This is a genomic window from Rhodoferax sp. LS1P39 (assembly GCF_056521425.1).
The window spans coordinates 304,706-319,645 of record NZ_JBWMAV010000001.1; the positions used below are offsets into that span (position 1 = coordinate 304,706).

Consider the following 14,940-nt stretch of genomic DNA (forward strand, 5'->3'; position numbering starts at 1 on the left):
GATCAGCAACGACTCGCACGGCTCTCTGAATTCAGAGGCTCGTGGAAAGCCGGACAATCGAATACGCCCTTGGGTCCGTCGCGGCCACGCGGTGCGTACCGCCTCTCCAACGCAGTGCCCGGTTTACCGCTGCAGCGCCAGACGATGGTTCAGTGGGGCCAGCTTCTTTTGAATCGTGCGACGCAGACGATTGGCATCTTTCGCAGGAAGGAAGGCGAGCATTGCCTGCATAGCTTCCAGCCTGTATACACATTCGCGGCCAAACACAGCATCTTCGAAACCTGCCGGAAGTGCTGCCGGTGCACCCGCATCGATTTTTTGGAGATGGTGCGCGCCGATGCCGAGGTCGAACATCGGAATGTTTGCGTCACGCTCAAGAAAGCCCTTGGTCTGGGCATCGTAGACATAGACATTCATCGTATCCAAATGCTTAATCCGGGTGTACGCGTAAAAGGTGTCCAGTGCACAGTTCGCTCCGTGCACAGCACTGAGCGATGCAGGTACCGACATGGTGTAGTTCCCAGTCACCAGAAGGTCTTGGCTATCAGCGTCGTCGATAGCGTGGATATGCATGCGCACCGCGATGTACAGCGTGCGCATCGGTGCTGCGGTGGCAGAAGTGGAACTCAGAATTTCGGTGCCAGTGGTGGTCATACAGTGCCTTTAAATGCACAGAAGACAGCGGTTCCGTCAGCGTTTTGCAACTCTGCAAAACTGAAAAGCTTACGGCGGCTTGTTCTCCTGTACTTCAAGTAAAGAGCCCTTGTTTAGCCTTTTTGGCAGAAATATGTACTTACTGAACATTTTTTATTGGAGATCGTTTTCTTCTGGGGTGAACCTGTACCAGCAGAGGTCACTGGCCTGCCAGACCTTTTGCCGCATTCCCACCTTCTATTGAATAGCCAGCCACCTCCCCTGGCCATCGCGTCCTGTGCATAGGTGGGGATGGCTTGGCCAGCTTGGGAGATCTACTGGTAGTCCCGGCCATGGCTAAAAAGCGGTGCTGTACGGAATGGCACTTTCGCCATTTCGGTTTACTAGCGAGCTACACCATGGACCACCCTCCTATTCGATATCCCCTCCATCTTCAGACGGCACAACCTCTTGTTCTGTCACGTGCAGCGATAGCGCTGGCGCACCCTGCCATTGAGAAAATATATGAAAGCACTTTTGAATTTGTGAATTTTGACCCCGCATTGCCGCATCCCTCCGTCATGGCGCTCACACCGACTTCGGAATTCAAGCATCTGTTTGAACCGCATTGGAAGTCCCTGGGTCTGGGGGCCGAAGACGTCGGGACAGAGTGCCTGGTGCTCAACCTGTCCGCCGGCCTTGGCGGAGCCGAAGCTGCTTTTGCAGGTCAACAGCCTACCGTATTCAATCAACGGGACTTGGATTTAATCTGCAATGAAACCTACATGGGCTGGAGCGCATGCTTACCCGGCGAAACGGAATTGACAACGATTCAAGTGCAGCTAGCTTTGAAGCTGTGGGATGTTCTTTTGGATTGGGACCAAAGGGAGCCTCAGCGATGGGGGTGGATGCCGATGCTGGTTGTCAGCCGCGACACTGTCGCGGTGGGTGGGTTTGCCGTCGGTGAGGACTGGATGTTTTGGGCAGGAAAAACGCAAATGAACGCCAGCCACCAGGCTTTCGACCTCTTCTGCGATGCTGAACTGGAGGCGGCCGCCGCGTCTGCGGAAACCCATGGCGACCAGCCTTGGCTATACCGGCGCTGGCGCGATGGCAGCCAGTGGCTCGTGGAGGCGCCACTGCTCGTGCCCCGGATTTCCCGCAAAAAGTAACAACCGAGGGGCCGCGAGGCCCCTTTTTGACGTTCTGCCTGCGGTGATGAGGGGGAATGGACAAACTTACCGGGGTAGAAACCGCTTCGAGCCGCCGGAGGGCCACTACCTCGGATATGACAGATCAGGTTGCGGGTACGTCATGATGACTTCACATAGCCTTGCCAGCATTGCAGAGGCACCCCACACGGAGGGGGGAAGCCACAGCTTGGCTACGCAAATTTCCACGTTGAAATTAACACAGTCGATTTGATCGCGAACACTACTGACAGCTACTAGATCCCAGGTGATCCGCACTACCGGCGTAGCGATTGGCAGACAAACACCTGGCTTCATCCCCCTTGCGGTAAGTGGCACCTACCCGCAGTCGGACCACCTGGTGTCGGGGAACCACAATTGAACCGGGGCCGCCAGGCCCCGAGTCTGCATGCCCAACCACCGAGGTGTTAAGGGATGGCCTCGCTAGGGCATCCGTATCATGAAGCGCGGGCTCTCGGAAGCAACAACCCGCCAAACCGCTTGTACGCTCCCTCCTCCGTGTGGGCAACGCGCCAAACTACATCTCCCAACATCGTTTGCATCGCTGAGTTAGGCTTCGGTACTAGTCGAACGGTCGCCAGGTACAAATCATCTTTAGTTTCCAACTGGAAATAGACCACCGTTACTTTTCCAGGATACGCAGAAATGCTGCCGTATTGGTCCAGTATCTGCAGCACGCTTTCTCTATCCGTCACAGGTAGCGTGACGACCTGCATTTGGCTGATGACGTAGCCCAGTCGGAACTTACGTACATGGGCTCGAACCTGCGCAACGGCCACATCTATCGATTGTTGGACTCCATTTTTGCAACCGTGAATATGGTCGGTGTCGTCATTCTGCTTACTGGCGAGGAAGGCAATCGGTATCTTGCCACCACCGTTCACATGCTCTTCCGCATTCAACAAGAATCGAGCCACAGGTATTTGGTATTGTTCAGGGATTGCATCACCTGCATATTTTGACACTATGCACCGTCCCCATTCAGCCATAACTTTCACATCGTCAAATTGCATATTTTCCATAGATTAATTACCTTGTTTTTATAAATCAATAATTCATACTTCTAATTCCGTATAGAAATGATCCCAACTGACCTGTCGTCGCGATAAGCGTTCACACACAATCCTAATTCATATTTCCGAAGAAAATAGAACGGTAAAATACGCTATCAGACCTATCACTAACATCTAAAATTTTCCATTGAACATCGCCAATACCCGGTCGCATCCAAGTAGGGAGTACCTCAGAAATCCTTACAACTGCCACATAGGTCGAATCTCGTGTTTCCAATTTAAAGTGAAGTATTTTCAAATTTCTAGAGAACTGATTTAGAGCATGAAGTTTAGAATTTTTGCCACTGTCTCGAATTCCTTCTATCGATAAAGCTTCAGGCGCCTGCATAGCGGAAAATACAAAATCTGCATAACTCGTGTAGGCAACACATCTCGCATGGGTATAGATACTCTCGAGAGATTTATCACCCTCATCCACTGCACAAAAGCTATCAAGACTAACAACCCCGTCCTTGATGGGCCCCACAAAATCTCCGACATGGTAAGTAAGTGGTATTTTTTTGCTGATATTAGATGCATAAAATGCACGTTCCACTAGGTTTTCCACTATTTCACGGTAAATTTTAGGAATAATAGAATTACCATTATTCGTTAGATTTATATTATTAAGAATTTCAGACACAGAGGAAACTAAAGCAACGGGTTGATTCTTGTTCATATATTTATCTTTCAATTTTTTAATTTGGCTGGCAGGCCAATATGGTAGGCGGCATATCTGCAAAAGTCAGGGTGCATGCACCCATCTGCGTATAAACAGTGGACTGGTATCGAAAGGACATTTTTTATATTCCCTGACACTCAATGATGACAAAAGCCACCTTTGTCTCAAATAGTTATCCGATGCATTCTCTAAATGTCACTTTAAACTCCAGTCCGTTCATGCCTCTCAAGATTAGTGGAAGATGGGGCGTTCCAGAATTCCTGATGCGCCAAACGGGCTTGCCCCAATGTCGTCCAAAGTAGTTTGGTACCAAATGACTTCGGCCAGTTTTTTTCTAATTTTTGACAGAGTGCGATTTAGCACAGTCACATTACCCACATACAGAACGCCACTAATCTCCAATTGCAGATATAGCAAATCTATACTCTGAGGACACTTTGCAATGCTTCCATATTTGGCTATCAGCGCCTCCTCTTTTGCGTGGCCCAAGTTAGGAAGTCTTTTGCACGGCATAACACTGAGAACCAAATCACTGGACATCTCTAACGCCCGATTGCGGGCATACGCAACCGAACTTTCCAATGTCTCTAGACTTTGCATATCGCATCCAATCATGCGAAAGTTATTACCTTTTCCATGAAATATAAGTGGTATTGGCTTCCAGCCGTCATTTAGAATTTTATTGATTCCTTGGAGTAGTACGCCAACAGTTTCTCGGCACGAATCGGGCAGGACAACTCTTGAGCCAATGCTCCCTAAGTTGAGGTTGAATATCTTTCGAAGAATTTCCTTCGGCAATGCCGATGGGGTAGCTTGAGTATCATTCATAGATTATTCTTTCCAGTTTTTAAATTTGGCAGGTTCGCCAGAATGGTGGATGGTATTTCTGTCAATTTAAGCAGAACATGTGTTTACTTTCACTTTTCAGCGTTGTATTTTTATATAGATATTTATACCGTGTATGAAACCAAGAGTGCAATTCGTAAAATTTCAACTCATCCTTGAATAGTTATCAGCTGTTACGAAAAATAATCATTGATATTCTCCCGATTGAAGAATTCCCATATTTTCAAGGGGAGTTTCTCCTATATTAAAAAAATTGGTCTGATACCAAGCAATTTTTTTAAATTCCCTCTTTTTATTACGACTATCCTTAGGCAAGACGACAATTTTTGAGACGTATAGCGCACTTTTTGTTTCTACCTGGAGATAAAGTACATCGACATTTCCAGGACATGCCGAACAGCTCCCATATTTAGCCAACATACCTTTCGCAGATAAACCCTCCTTATTTAATAATAGCTTTCCCTTAAGTAGGCTGACAGAGAAATCACTGCATTCTTTCTGCGCTTCATCGCGCACTTGGGCGACATAATCTTTTAGCGGACCTACGGATGGCTTATGGAAGCCAAAAAACGTCGATTCATTGTTTTTAGCCAAAATAATGAAAGGGGGTAACATCTCATCCTGGTCCAAAATAATATGGACTACCTCAAGAACGACATCGACCGTGTTTTGGCATTCCTTTGGAAGGCATATTTCCGCCCCCATCGTGGTGGTATCCATATCGAAAGCCTGTCGCTGGACGACGGTGGGAAATTTCGGCGGGGAGGCTTGCTTGTTAGTCATTCATTTCACTTTCTAAGTTTTGATCTAGCAAGGTGCCAGAAATTCGCGATATTGCAGACAGGACCGCAACTAGGCCCACCTCTGCGGTGGGTGACAGCGGCAAGATTCTTTCCGCCCTTATAATGTCCACGTTAAAACTCTATGTCACTATGTTTTGGCAAAAAAAGAGGCATTCATGCCTCCCATTTCACTTAATGAAAAAATTTCGCTAAATCATTTGATTCCCTCTGTTCATTTCGTTGTTGCTATTGTATCTATACTGACACCATGTGCGTATCTATAATTTTCAAATGCATCGAAAAACCGAGAAATTAATGAACATTGAAGAAAACAATCCCTTATACCGTTGTTTTTTAGGGATTTATGGGCTAAAGAATGGTTTTTTCTACGTCTTAATGAATTCTTTTAAATCCATTGAAAACAACACCGAGCGCATTGTTAGCCTAGCTTTGGTGGGTTGAGTTAGCTTTCACGATTGTGTAGATTTGCTTAACGTGTGCACCTATAATTCCCCCCATGCCTCCCGATTTTGGATCTTTGGCACCGTTTGTAAGAGGATGATTGAGATGACACGAGTTGCTGGCCCGGATGGAGCCAAGACTGCCCCATTGAGTGTGCGAGTCACCCCAAAGATGAAATTTGGCTTAGAGATCATGTCCAGGTTGCACCATTACACGATCCCAGAAATCGTGACCCGCGCTATCCAGGATGTGTTCGATTCAGAGAATGAAGGGCTATCGGACTTGAACGGAAAGTCCGGTGCACGCCGCTACCTGCTCGAGACGCTGTGGAGTAACAGTCCTTCAGAAGTTCTGGCGAATTTGGCGTTTCGCGCAGGTAACCTCATGTCGGCTCCCGAAAAGCGGATGTGGAAGCTGGTCGTGGGAGAACCCAAGTACTGGTCGGATCCCTCGGAACGAACCGAACCCTACTTGCGCACGGACGTACTGGCACAAGATTGGGAAGGGATTGAGGCCGCAGGTAAAGGTATGGCGACAAAATAAGTCCCGTCGTGGTGTGGTTGCTCTGCAACTGCGGCACGTAGGTCTGAGGCTTGTCAGGCCAGTCTTTTGCATGGCTGTGGACACCTATCTGGGATAACGAGCTCACCGTCTTCCGACAAGAGAAAGATCTTTGCAGAAGGCTCGTCAGGGATAAAACCCGTTGCTGTAGGAAGTGGCACTTTCGCCATTCCACACCTGCAAGTGAGTCACACCATGGATTTCCCTCCTGTTTTATACCCCCTTCACCTCGAGACGGCCCCACCGCTGGTTTTGCCACGGACAGAGGCCAAGCGCGTGCACCCCGGGCTCGAACACATTTACGCAAAGACGTTCGCGCATGTAAATTTCGCCCCTGCGGAGCAGCACCTTTGCGCGATGGTCCTCACGCCGGCCAAGGGATTCCAGGGGCTGTTGGAACAGCATAGGCGCTCCATCGGCCTGGATGCCGTACAGGTGCATTCAGAATGTCTGGTTCTAAGTCTGTCCAGCAGCTTAAACGGAACTGCAGCGGCATTGGCAGGGCAATGGCCGGACGTATTCAATGCCCCGCACTTGAACCTGCTTAACTGAACGACCTTCGTGGCCTGGAGCGCCCGGTTGCCAGGTGAATCCGCCTTCACAACTATCCAGGTCCCGGTTCATATGAAATTGAACGACGTTTTTAGCGGCGTGTCCGGCCCAGAAGCAGCCGAATGGAAATGGATGCCAGTGGTGGCTATCGATGGTGACACTGTCGCTATAGGTGGCTTCGCGATTGATATCTATCTACAAACGGCGGTGGGAACGGGGCTCATGGCCAGAGACCACCTTCCCATCCAGGTTTACGGTGAAGCTGCACTTGCGGCCGCCGCCAGGGAGGCTGAAATTCACGGCCCGCAGCCTTGGCTGCACCACCGCTGGTGGGATGGCAAAAAGTGGATTGTGGAGGCACCGTTGTTTGGCTTCAATTTCCCCACCGAGATGGGTGCATAGGGGGCCAAGGAGCCTTCATTGCCATTGGTCGGTCACGTCGTAGAGATGTGAAATGGACGACCTTACCGGGGTCGTGACTGCCTTCGCACGGCCGGATGGCCAATACCCCACATTTGTCAGATCAGGTTGCTATACGTGTAGATGGCTTGGCATAGCCGTCCATGATTTCAACCTGAGGACACAAATATGCAAGTTTTTGGAAATGTGGCGATTCAACCGACACGCAAGGAAAGCAAGATAACTGGCAAAGGCTATTACGAGTTTCGACTGGGAGAGAGCCAGCGCGGGATGGATACCAGCCCGACTTGGTACACCGTTCGGCTGATGCAAGACAAGCATCCGATGCTGGAGCTGGGTGACTTTGTGAAAGTGACTGGCAAGCTGAAGACGGACTTTTACTTTGCTAAAGATGGAAAGCCGAGTGGCACGCTGCTCATCCTGGCATTTGAAGCTGCAAAGATAGGCAAGCATGCAGCAGATGAGGGGGAGGCGATACCTGTAGCCGTTGCGGTGAAGGAAAAGGTGCCGGCTGCTCGGCCGCCAGCAGCGCCATCCCGTCCAGCAGACCGGGTACCGGAGGCCTTGGTACTGCCAACAGTTCCGGCCACACCACAGGAGGAACCGGACTGGACGATGTTTTATACATGACCCGCTCAATGTGCTCAGTCCGCCCAATCCGCTCAATACGTTGATTTAACTGGCCACCACTTACAGTGGTGGCCTTTTTTACGCCCTGCCCGCACGACGCCATTTGCCAACAGTCAACGGGACGTGGATAGCTGAGATCGCAAAGTCGACCGTCTCGGATGGATTCCAGCCGGTATCCATCTGTCGGCACGTTGGGACTGGGTCCTGCCGCGAAGCTGTATTTGCAGACCAATTGCTTGTACATCCAAACACTGATCTAAATGCCCGTGGGATTCTTTACGACTCCATGCACCAAAGAACATGTTCTAAGGCGCTGTCCAAATAAATTTGAAATAAGTGCAAGAAATTTAAACCATGGATCTACACGGCTGAGCTGGACGGCACTTCGCTGTCCGCATTTATCTACTCAGGAACAGCCGATGCCAACAGCCGCAATTGCAACCACGTCCATTTCGTCCCATGCCACACCGGTTGTGCCGGTGGCTACCTCAAAACGCGGAAAGATTCCGCCCCGCAATGCACTGCTGAAGCTTGCTGCGGATGCAGGTGGTTTTGAATACAAGTCTTCGGCGCGCCATGCGCTCCAGCGTGCGGGCTTTGTTGGTACACCCGCCGTTGTGGACGAGCTGATGGCGGCGGCACTGTACATCGTCGCCAACCGACGGACCCGCGAAGCCCGCGTCATGCACGCACGTTTAGGCCATCGACCCAAGCATGTGCAGAGCGGCAATCGTTGCGCTCCCGTCTTGCTGCCGGAAGGTAATCCCGTTGCCCGATTGCTGGTAGCCCGAACCCGCGCCGTCACGACCATGGCCAATTCGGTGCTGCGCTGTGGTGCTTCGGGCGGACATAGCATGCGTGTGGTGTTCACGCCGGACGCATCCAAGGTCCATTACACAGTGGCGATGACGCAAAACAACAGCACTTACGCAGGTGCGTACAAGGGCTGGTCTGCGAATGAAGACAACCACACCATTACAGTTCCTACGGATTGGCGGCTACGCGTCGAGCGGAAGGGGTTGGCAGACCTGGGCGGGATGATGACTTTGGACGCGCATGCGCTGGTGCCGGACGGAGATGTCCGTTTGTACGCAGCGACCTGGGTGAGTCAGGGTCGTGGGTACAGTGTCAAAGTCGACCGGGGGTTTATCGCGGTAATGGGGGAGGAGCATTTCCACGCTAGTACCGCGCAGGCGGCAAGTTCGGGTGTACGTCGCAAGGCCAAGTCCGCTGCCCGCCTCCCAGCTTATGGGCTGAGTGTCGAAGCCTTTATTGCGCGCCACATGGGGCGAGATTTGATGGTGTCCGTGCAGGACGCGGAGGATAGCGGCTCATGCGACTACGGTATCCGGTCGTGGTGTGCCCATGTCGGCTTGAATTACAACCTAGGTGAGGCACCACTCGAGCAGATTCTTGTTGGTTTCCGGATGCGGCCTCAGGACGAGGTTCGCCAGGCAGTTCTGCATGCCGTTCGTCGCGAACGGTCTGCGCAGGGTGCCTTGCGGCACATGGCCGCGTGATGGTGCCTCGAGGGCCACTTGGTATCGCTGGATATTGAGCAGCTCTACCATTGGGCTGTTGCACCCTAGGGCAAGTTGGCATCGACGACCACGACCCACGACGCAGGTCGCAGGTCGCAGGTCGGCACGGGCCTAGACATATTCGGGGTTCAGAAAATCGATTCCGATGCCCTTGCACTTGATCCATGGACCGGATGGATGCCCTCGACCATCCCATGCCAGAAGTGCAGCTTGCGCGTCCGCTTGATGCTCGTAGCAGTATCTGCGTTGATAGGCCATGCCATGAACTCCAACAACGATCGCAGTTGTGTACTGGGAGTGCTTTATACCGCACACATCCTCCTAGAGGGTGCGCAGATCGGTGTACCCGCTGGCTGCAAGCGTTTCCAAGGACGCAGATGCCGCCGTTAGGCTTCTGCTTAGGTGTGCACAACACCAGTTCCGAGAGCTCGCTTGGAGAGAAGAATCGACGGCATATTGATATTGTGACTCGTCTGTCTAGCTAAATATGCGCCGCGAGTGCGGGCGATCAAGCACGCCAAAATTGACTCAGCCCTTTGCGCAGAGCGTGCGCGACACACTGGGAAACACATTAGAGTACAAATCTCAAAACGTAGTAAGTGGTACACCTTCAAGTCCACGCCAAAGCGCGGATAGTGAAATGCCGCTTCGTATGGCTGGAGAAGAACCACCGGCTTTGGACGAACTGCGAGCATGGGCTCAATACAAGCTTGCCGTTCATCCGTCTGGCGTTCCTGGCTCTACCACTTTGACCACGCTATAAAAGCGTAAAAAAAGAGGCTCAATTTTTTGTATCAGGATTAAAAAAGAATTGTCAGCCACCAAGTCGCTTGAGCTTTTCTGCTTGACGCGCATTCTGTCGCACCACTGCAGATGAATCACCCAAATCACCAGATTTTTTACCCAGTCTTGGCTGCTGCACCCGAACAATCGGTGGTTGTGGTGATACGACGACCGCATCGTCAGAAGGTGGCATAAAGACCTTCTCTATATGACCCAGGAACACAGTGGGGTGCCAATACTCTCTAGACCCAAAAGAAACTGGATGGGGTAACAGCCCCTCCTTGATGTAGTTGTCGATGGTCTTGGTGCAGACGCTGAACACTTGGGCGGCTTCAGCTTTGGTCACCATTTTGAACTGACCAAGTTCGTGGGATACGTTCATGAAAGGACATCCGGTAATTTCGATGTACCGTATAGATCCAACTTTTATTCCGACTCGATTCACCCGACATGAACTTCCAGTTCTCTACGTGCGTTCGAAAAACTGTGCCAAAACTGTGCCAAATCAGTTTGGATGAAAGTAGATGAAAGCGACGGAAAACGAAAGAAAATTTCTAAGCCATTGTGCTAAGCTATTGATTTTATTAGGAGTGGAGACTTTCTCCCTAAGCTTCTGTAGCGTAAATTTTCCGTTCGGGACGTAGAGACCGGAGGTTCGAATCCTCTCACCCCGACCAAAAATCCAAAATTTGGTCAACTGCTTAAATATTAAGCAAAAAACGCACCCCTGCCCCCAGACCGGCTCAGCGCCCCCCTCCTGCCCGCCGCCCTCGCCCCGCCTGCTTGGCCTGGTAGAGCATCGCGTCGGCACGCGCTAGCAGGTCGGCCACGTCTATCGAAGCATTGGCACTGAAAGCCACGCCGACGCTGGCACCGAGGCGCAACGGCAAGTTCCCTACCTCAAACGGCTCCAGCGCCGCAGCAACCACTTTGTCTGCGACCATGCCCGCGTTGGCCTCGTCGCGGATGCCCGACAGCACAATCGCGAACTCGTCGCCCCCCAGCCTGGCCACCGCATCGCTGGGCCTTACCACGACCCGCAGGCGTTGCGAGAATATCTGCAGCACCAGGTCGCCTACGGGGTGTCCGTGCTGGTCGTTCACGGGTTTGAAATGGTCCAGATCGATGTACAGCAAGGCCAGCGATGTCTGGGTGCCAGAGTGGGCCTGGTGCGCCATGTAGCCCTCAAAACCGGCACGGTTCAACAGTCCGGTCAGGGGGTCCCGCTGGCTGAGTTGCAACAGGCGTTCTTCCTCGTTGCGGTGCTGGGTGATGTCCTGCGCGATCTGGACAAAACCGTCCACGGTGCCATCGTCCAGCCACAGCGGCACATAGCTGATGGCCAGATGGGAATAGCTGCTGCGCCCGGGGTATTTGTTTTCGAAACTCACGGTTTCTCCGGCCCGTACGCGCGCGATCCAAGATCGGCTGCGCTCGTACTCAGCCTGGCCCAGGACCTCGGCCATGGAGCGCCCGACGATCTGCTCCCGGGACGCACCGCTCCATCGCTCAAACCCATGGTTGGCAAAGCGGTAGAGGCCGTCCGCACCGACCACGCCCACAATCATGGGGATGGCTTCGGTGACCGACTTCAGGGTGGCGGTCTGCCGGAGCAACTGCTGCCGGGCATCCATCTCCGCAGAAATATCCCGCATGACCGCGGAGTACCGATCGATGCGCCCATCCTGGTCCCGGTGTGCAATCACCATATGGTTGACGGGCAACTCCCGCCCTCCTTCGACCAAAACCGTGGTGTCGCCCATCCAGCTGCCGCGGGCTTTGACGGCAGGAAGAATGGTGTCAATGAAGCGTTGGTTGGTGATGGGGGTGTTGAACTCCGTGAAACTTCGGCCGCCCAGACGGGTGTCGGGCGCGATGCCCACTGCGCGGCGCACGGCCGGATTCATGTACACCACTTCACCACGGTAATTCGACTGGACCACAAAGTCTGGCGTGGTGTCCAGAATGGCGATCAACTCGTGCAGTGCACGCTCGGCCTCCTTGCGCACGGTGATGTCGATACCCGTCGAATAGAAGCCGCGGACCGACCCATCCTCCGCAACATCGGGAATCATCCGACTCTCGATGCGCCGCCATTGGCCGTTCACCATGTCGTCGTACTCGAAATGCTGGGCATGGCCCGCCAGAGCAGCTTTGAGCCTGGGCTCGATGACCTCGTCCAAGGATATCTTTTTCAGTTCGTCGCGCGTGCGGCCAATGATCTGCTCGCGTGGCACGCCAAGCCGCTGGCAGTGGGCTTCGTTGACGAACTGGAAACGGCGCTGCGCATCCACGTAGGCGATGCGGATGGGCAAGCCGTCCGAAACTTGCCGAACGAAGCGCTCGCTTTCGGTCAAGCGCCGCTCCAGGCCCTTGCGTTCGGAGATGTCTTGAAATGCACCCACCAACCGAGCGGCCTGCGCATTTTCAAACTCCACTTCGCCGGAGGTGCGAACCCAGATCAACCGCCCCCGCGCGGTGACCATCTGCAGCTCCAGGTCCCAGGGCAGTCCTTCACGTATGCCGCGCTGCACCGCATCCTCAATGGTCTGGCGCGCCTCGGGCACGTAGAACCCGATGGCGGTCTCCAGTTTCGGAACGTAAGCCTGGTCTACCTCATGGATGCGCCGGGTTTCGTCCGACCAGGTGATGGTGCCCGTCGCCAGGTCCACTTCCCATCCGCCCACACCCGCGACGCGGCCTGTCCGGTACAAAAATCCCTGGCTGGCGCGCAGCGCGTCTTCCGCGCGCTTGCGGTCGGTAAAGTCCCGCCCAACCGAATGCAGCAACAGCTCGCCGTCCGTGCCCCGCTGCAAGCTGTTGGTCCAGGCGACCCAGCGCATGTGGCCATCGGGTCCGCGCATGCCGTTTTCGCTGGTGCGAACACCCCCGGTGGCAAACACCTCGGCAATCAGCCGTTTGACGGTGTCCTGGGATGCGGCATCCACCTCTTCAAAGAGGTTGCTGCCCACCATCGCTTTAGGGTCGCGCTGGAACTGGCGTGCATAGGCCGGATTGACGTACACCAGTTCTCCATCGCGCCGGGCCAGAGAGACCAGTTCCGCCTGGTCCTCGATCAGCGCGCGGTGGCGGGCCTCGCTGTGGGACAAGGCCTGCTCGTAGTCTGTGCGGACGGACAAAGCCTTGCGGATGAGATCTCGGCGCATCTCCAGCCCCTGTGTGGCCAACTTGGCCAGAGACTGCAACATCTGTATTTGGGGTTCGGTCAGCTCGCGGGGCGTGCGATCGATGACACACAGGGTACCCACCCGGTCGCCGCTGGCCAGCGCCAGCGGCGCGCCTGCATAGAAGCGGATGTGGGGATTGCCGGTGACCAGCGGGTTGTCCGCGAACCTGTCGTCGCGTGACGCGTCCGCCACGCTGAGCAAGGCATCACTCTGGATCGCGTGGGCACAAAAGGCCACATCGCGCGGCGTTTCGTTGACCCCCGGCAGCCCGACGTTGGCCTTGAACCACTGGCGCTCGTCGTCGATAAGGCTGATCAGCGCAATCGGCACGCCACAAATGTCCGCCGCAAGCCGGGCCAAGCCGTCAAACAAGGGTTCGGGCGCGCTGTCCAACACCACCAACTCCCGCAAACGCGCCATGCGGGACGATTCGACGGACACATCCAAAGGATTCACGGGCCTCTCCGGAAACTATTGCTTACAGTTTTGCAACCAGTCTATCGCAGGCGGCGACCGATTCCCTCAGCCCCACCAGCCAAACAGCAGCGGCATCAGTAGCGATGACAGTACCGCCTGCATGCCCAGCGCGATGCCGGCGTAGGCACCGGCATCGGGGTGCACCTGTAGCGCTCTGGCGGCCCCAATGCCATGGGCAGCCGTGCCCAAGGCAAAGCCGCGTACCGCCCAGGCATCGATTTTCAGAAAATTGAACAAATACTTGCCCGACAAGGCCCCCACCAGCCCGGTCAACACCGCAAACACCGCCGACAACGCGGGCACGCCGCCAATGCGCTCGGCGATGCCCATGGCCACGGCTGCAGTCACGGACTTGGGGGCCAGCGAACGCACCACGTCCCCCGGCATGTCCAGCGCCCAGGCGATGGCCACCGCGCTGCCCGCTGCGGCCGTGCCCCCGGCCAGGGCGGCCAGCGTCAGGGCCACACCGCGCCTGCGCAGCTCGGCACGGCGCAACCACAGCGGCCAGGCCAGCGCCACCACGGCCGGGCCCAGCAGCACATGCACAAACTGCGCGCCCGCAAAGTACGACGGATATGGCGTGCGCGTGGCCACCAGCACGCCGCCCAGCAGCACCACCGACCACAGCACCGGATTGGCCCAGGGCGCGCGTTCGAACCGGTCGTACACGGCCTGCGCGGCGGCGTAGGTCAATAGCGTAGCGGTCAGGCCAAACAGCGGCGTGGCCGACAAAAACACCCAGAGTTGGACAAAATCAGCCATGCGCGTCCTGGCTGACCGGGTCGGCCCGCAGCAAGGCCCGCAGCACCAGCGCCGTGACCGCCAGGCCGATCCAGGTGGACAGCACAATCACCACCAGCAACTGCACGCCGTACTGCGACACCAGCGCCATGTGGGTGATGACCCCCACGCCCACCGGGATGAACAGCAGCGACAAATGCGCCAGCAGCAGCTCTGCCGCAGCCGCCACCGGCTCGCGCACCCACCCCAGGCCCAGGGTGAGTAGCAACAGCACCAGCCCCACCACCGGCCCCGGAAACGGCAACTGAAAGAAGTGCGCCAGCCCTTCCCCGGCAGCCTGCAACAGCAGCAGATAGGCCAGCCCTCGCAGGGCCATCAT

General features: G+C 54.6%; 15 protein-coding genes. 6 read left to right on the plus strand and 9 right to left on the minus strand.

What is annotated here, in order from left to right; genetic code table 11:
* Positions 1-123: 123 nt before the first annotated feature.
* A complete protein-coding gene (locus AC097O_RS01305; RefSeq protein ID WP_479591063.1) occupies positions 124-654 on the minus strand; it encodes a hypothetical protein in 531 nt (176 codons plus the stop codon).
* 398 nt (positions 655-1,052) lie between these two features.
* On the opposite strand from AC097O_RS01305, the gene AC097O_RS01310 reads away from it, so the two are divergent.
* Positions 1,053-1,805 (plus strand): hypothetical protein, encoded by a 753-nt coding sequence (locus AC097O_RS01310; RefSeq protein ID WP_479591065.1) that lies wholly within the window; start codon positions 1,053-1,055, stop codon positions 1,803-1,805.
* A gap of 476 nt (positions 1,806-2,281) precedes the next feature.
* Here AC097O_RS01310 and AC097O_RS01315 read toward each other — a convergent pair whose 3' ends face one another.
* The 4 genes from AC097O_RS01315 to AC097O_RS01330 all read right to left on the minus strand — a co-directional run bounded on the left by AC097O_RS01315 (position 2,282) and on the right by AC097O_RS01330 (position 5,207).
* The gene (locus AC097O_RS01315; RefSeq protein WP_479591068.1) at positions 2,282-2,866 is read right to left on the minus strand and encodes a hypothetical protein; all 585 of its coding nucleotides are present in this window, start codon (positions 2,864-2,866) and stop codon (positions 2,282-2,284) included.
* A 103-nt stretch (positions 2,867-2,969) separates the two neighbouring features.
* Positions 2,970-3,575, minus strand: a complete 606-nt coding sequence (locus tag AC097O_RS01320; protein ID WP_479591070.1) for a hypothetical protein — start codon at positions 3,573-3,575, stop codon at positions 2,970-2,972.
* A gap of 234 nt (positions 3,576-3,809) precedes the next feature.
* Positions 3,810-4,406 (minus strand): hypothetical protein, encoded by a 597-nt coding sequence (locus tag AC097O_RS01325; RefSeq protein ID WP_479591074.1) that lies wholly within the window; start codon positions 4,404-4,406, stop codon positions 3,810-3,812.
* A 204-nt stretch (positions 4,407-4,610) separates the two neighbouring features.
* Positions 4,611-5,207, minus strand: a complete 597-nt coding sequence (locus tag AC097O_RS01330; RefSeq protein ID WP_479591077.1) for a hypothetical protein — start codon at positions 5,205-5,207, stop codon at positions 4,611-4,613.
* A gap of 566 nt (positions 5,208-5,773) precedes the next feature.
* On the opposite strand from AC097O_RS01330, the gene AC097O_RS01335 reads away from it, so the two are divergent.
* The 5 genes from AC097O_RS01335 to AC097O_RS01355 all read left to right on the plus strand — a co-directional run bounded on the left by AC097O_RS01335 (position 5,774) and on the right by AC097O_RS01355 (position 9,351).
* Positions 5,774-6,211, plus strand: a complete 438-nt coding sequence (locus tag AC097O_RS01335; protein ID WP_479591080.1) for a hypothetical protein — start codon at positions 5,774-5,776, stop codon at positions 6,209-6,211.
* A gap of 213 nt (positions 6,212-6,424) precedes the next feature.
* Positions 6,425-6,781 (plus strand): hypothetical protein, encoded by a 357-nt coding sequence (locus AC097O_RS01340; protein ID WP_479591082.1) that lies wholly within the window; start codon positions 6,425-6,427, stop codon positions 6,779-6,781.
* A 72-nt stretch (positions 6,782-6,853) separates the two neighbouring features.
* Positions 6,854-7,183, plus strand: coding sequence for a hypothetical protein (locus tag AC097O_RS01345; RefSeq protein WP_479591084.1), 330 nt, complete (start codon positions 6,854-6,856; stop codon positions 7,181-7,183).
* A 186-nt stretch (positions 7,184-7,369) separates the two neighbouring features.
* Positions 7,370-7,831: a hypothetical protein gene (locus AC097O_RS01350; protein ID WP_479591086.1), complete on the plus strand. Its 462-nt coding sequence runs from the start codon at positions 7,370-7,372 to the stop codon at positions 7,829-7,831.
* 419 nt (positions 7,832-8,250) lie between these two features.
* The gene (locus AC097O_RS01355; RefSeq protein ID WP_479591089.1) at positions 8,251-9,351 is read left to right on the plus strand and encodes a hypothetical protein; all 1,101 of its coding nucleotides are present in this window, start codon (positions 8,251-8,253) and stop codon (positions 9,349-9,351) included.
* 835 nt (positions 9,352-10,186) lie between these two features.
* Here the strand turns inward: AC097O_RS01355 and AC097O_RS01360 are convergent.
* The 4 genes from AC097O_RS01360 to AC097O_RS01375 all read right to left on the minus strand — a co-directional run bounded on the left by AC097O_RS01360 (position 10,187) and on the right by AC097O_RS01375 (position 14,940).
* On the minus strand, positions 10,187-10,537 hold the full coding sequence (locus AC097O_RS01360) for a helix-turn-helix transcriptional regulator (RefSeq protein WP_479591090.1): 351 nt from the start codon (positions 10,535-10,537) through the stop codon (positions 10,187-10,189).
* A 361-nt stretch (positions 10,538-10,898) separates the two neighbouring features.
* Positions 10,899-13,799: a sensor domain-containing diguanylate cyclase gene (locus tag AC097O_RS01365; protein WP_479591091.1), complete on the minus strand. Its 2,901-nt coding sequence runs from the start codon at positions 13,797-13,799 to the stop codon at positions 10,899-10,901.
* Between the two features lie 66 nt (positions 13,800-13,865).
* Entirely contained in the window at positions 13,866-14,582 is a 717-nt protein-coding gene (locus tag AC097O_RS01370; RefSeq protein ID WP_479591092.1) for an LrgB family protein, read from the minus strand.
* The gene (locus AC097O_RS01375; RefSeq protein ID WP_479591093.1) at positions 14,575-14,940 is read right to left on the minus strand and encodes a CidA/LrgA family protein; all 366 of its coding nucleotides are present in this window, start codon (positions 14,938-14,940) and stop codon (positions 14,575-14,577) included. The genes AC097O_RS01370 and AC097O_RS01375 overlap by 8 nt, the downstream gene beginning before the upstream one ends.